We start from the raw sequence: 2517 nt of genomic DNA on the forward strand, positions 1-2517 counted from the left end.
CCAATTAATACACAGGCCATTGCACACTGGGAGCGCTATAAAGCACCGCTTTTAAAACAATTTGAATAAGCCTAAGAGCTTAACTGTGCTCATTAAACCAGTCCACCACATCTTTAAATTGCTCATTCCGTGCCTGCGGATGGGTAAGCATATTAATGTGATCATAATCCACGCCATGACCATAGCGTTTGCCATAAATTTTTAAGGTTTGCTTACCTGGGCCTGACTCTGCTATAAACTTTTTGATATCAATAGGCTGAGCAAGAGCTTTGTCGTTTACTGCACCAACATGAAGCGTAGGCGGTACATGCAGCTTAGCTAACGCGCTTGCGTAATCAAAGCCGTCATCGCTATCAACCCATGGCTTTTTTTTAGCCCATTGCATACTTTGATAGTGCGACTTTTGTGATTCATTATCGCTGCCCCACTTATAGCCTTTAGCGTTTAAATAACCATGCTTTTTCGCTAATATCGGCGCCATGAAGTACCAAATAATATTCGCTTGCAGTAACTTTTTAGGGTGATTGTTAAATAAGGAGCGTTTAGAGCCGAAATAAGCGCAGGCTTTCACGTCTTTTAAATACTCAGGAAAGCGTGCAAACACGCTATTCATTAACACCCCACCCCATGAGTGAGCGACCCAATAATCGGGCTTTTTCGTCTCAAGTTGTTCAATGTAATTAATAAAAGCAGGAATATCTTCTACTATGGCTTCTGTTTGGCCATATTTTGAGTGGCGAGTTATAAGCGGTTTACTTTCTCCGCGCCCACGTAAGTCTGCTACATAGCAACAATAGCCCTGCTCAGCCAAGTAAGGCGCTAACCCTTTATTACTATGCGTATAAAAAATTTTGCCGTTTTCTACCGCGCCATGCATTAAAAAAACCACCGGACCAGCTTGTTCATCGTTGGCTATACGGCGTAGGTGTAACGTTTGCTGATCGGCTAGTTGAACAAAATGTGATTGCTGAGTGATTGCCACAAATTTTCCTTAATTATTTTTACACACTCATCCTACCAGTTACAATACTAATTCTAAAGTAAATGGTTACACTTTTGATCTATGCATTTGATACACTTGCATCATTATTAAATTGCTAAATTTAAGCTATGAAATCAAAATCAAACAGCAACAAGTTACACCCACGCAATCAGCACTTAAATGGTTACAATTTAGATATGTTATGCGAAAAACATAATGCGTTAGCGCCTTTTATAGTGGTAACACCCGCGGGTAATAAAAGTATAGATTTTAGCAATAACCTAGCCGTTAAAACACTGAATCAAGCTCTGTTGAAAGCGCACTATAATATTGAGTTTTGGGATATTCCAGAGCAAAACTTATGCCCCCCTATTCCCGGGCGAGTAGATTACATACATTACTTGGCCGATTTATTAAGCTCGGATAACCAACAAAACATACCCACAGGGCGTAACATTAAAGCGCTTGATATTGGCACCGGTGCTAATTTAGTTTATCCACTTACAGGCAGCCACGAATACAACTGGCATTTTACCGGTAGCGATATCGATGCAAACTCAATAAAAATAGCAAGGCAAATTACTCAATTTAATGGCTTAAAAATAACCATTAAACACCAAAAAAACGCATCTTTTATTTTTAAAGGCATTATTAATCAAAAAGATTTATTTCATTTAACCCTGTGTAATCCCCCCTTTCATGCAAGTGCTGACGAAGCGAATAAAGGCACACAGCGCAAGTGGAGAAACTTAGGTAAATCCCCTAAAAACACCCTTAATTTTGGCGGGCAAAATAATGAGCTATGGTGTAAAGGGGGTGAATCGCAGTTTATCAGTACTATGATCACCGAAAGCGAACAATTTGCAGAGCAAGTTATCTGGTTTACATCGCTTGTTTCAAAAAAAGAAACTCTCAAGGTGTTAGAAAATAAGTTAAAAGCGCTGCCTATCGCCGAATATAAAATTATAGACATGGCACAAGGACAAAAAGTTAGCCGCTTTATTGCCTGGACTTATTTTGATAAAGCCACCCGACAACAAGCTTTAAGCGCATCGTTATAATAAATTTTGATAAAGGAATTACAACAATGATAGATTTTCGATCAGATACGGTGACACAGCCTTCAAAAGCCATGCGTGATGCCATGCACAGCGCGCCAGTAGGCGATGATGTGTACGGTGATGATCCTAGCGTAAATCAATTAGAGGCCTTTGCGTGTGAACGTTTTAAGTTTGAGGCTGCGCTTTATTGTAGCTCTGGTACACAAGCTAATTTGCTGGCGTTAATGGCGCATTGCGAACGTGGAGATGAATATATCTGCGGACAAAATGCGCATAATTATAAGTTTGAAGGCGGCGGTGCAGCCGTTTTAGGGTCTGTTCAACCACAACCTATCGAAAACGAAGCTGATGGTACTATCCCTTTTACTAAAATTGCTGCGGCAATAAAACCCGATGATTGCCACTTTGCTAAAACTCGATTGCTTAGCCTTGAAAATACCATTGGCGGTAAAGTGCTCCCGATTGAGTACTTAG

3 protein-coding genes are annotated in these 2517 nt (G+C 40.2%); 2 read left to right on the plus strand and 1 reads right to left on the minus strand.

Features of this window, described 5'->3' with window-relative positions:
* Positions 1-79 precede the first annotated feature (79 nt).
* Positions 80-982 (minus strand): alpha/beta fold hydrolase, encoded by a 903-nt coding sequence (locus AABI99_RS18020; protein ID WP_338367495.1) that lies wholly within the window; start codon positions 980-982, stop codon positions 80-82.
* 128 nt (positions 983-1110) lie between these two features.
* Here AABI99_RS18020 and rlmF point away from each other — a divergent pair, with 128 nt between their 5' ends.
* A complete protein-coding gene (rlmF, locus tag AABI99_RS18025; protein ID WP_338367496.1) occupies positions 1111-2043 on the plus strand; it encodes a 23S rRNA (adenine(1618)-N(6))-methyltransferase RlmF in 933 nt (310 codons plus the stop codon).
* 26 nt (positions 2044-2069) lie between these two features.
* Positions 2070-2517, plus strand: a 448-nt coding sequence (locus AABI99_RS18030) for a beta-eliminating lyase-related protein (RefSeq protein WP_338367497.1), incomplete at its 3' end; no start/stop codon positions are given.

This window comes from uncultured Pseudoalteromonas sp. (assembly GCF_963922945.1).
Classification (GTDB): Bacteria; Pseudomonadota; Gammaproteobacteria; order Enterobacterales; family Alteromonadaceae; genus Pseudoalteromonas.

Bases quoted from the DNA above. Each gene is read 5' to 3' on its own strand.
- rlmF (WP_338367496.1), top strand. From the start codon at position 1,111: ATGAAATCAAAATCAAACAGCAACAAGTTACACCCACGCAATCAGCAC.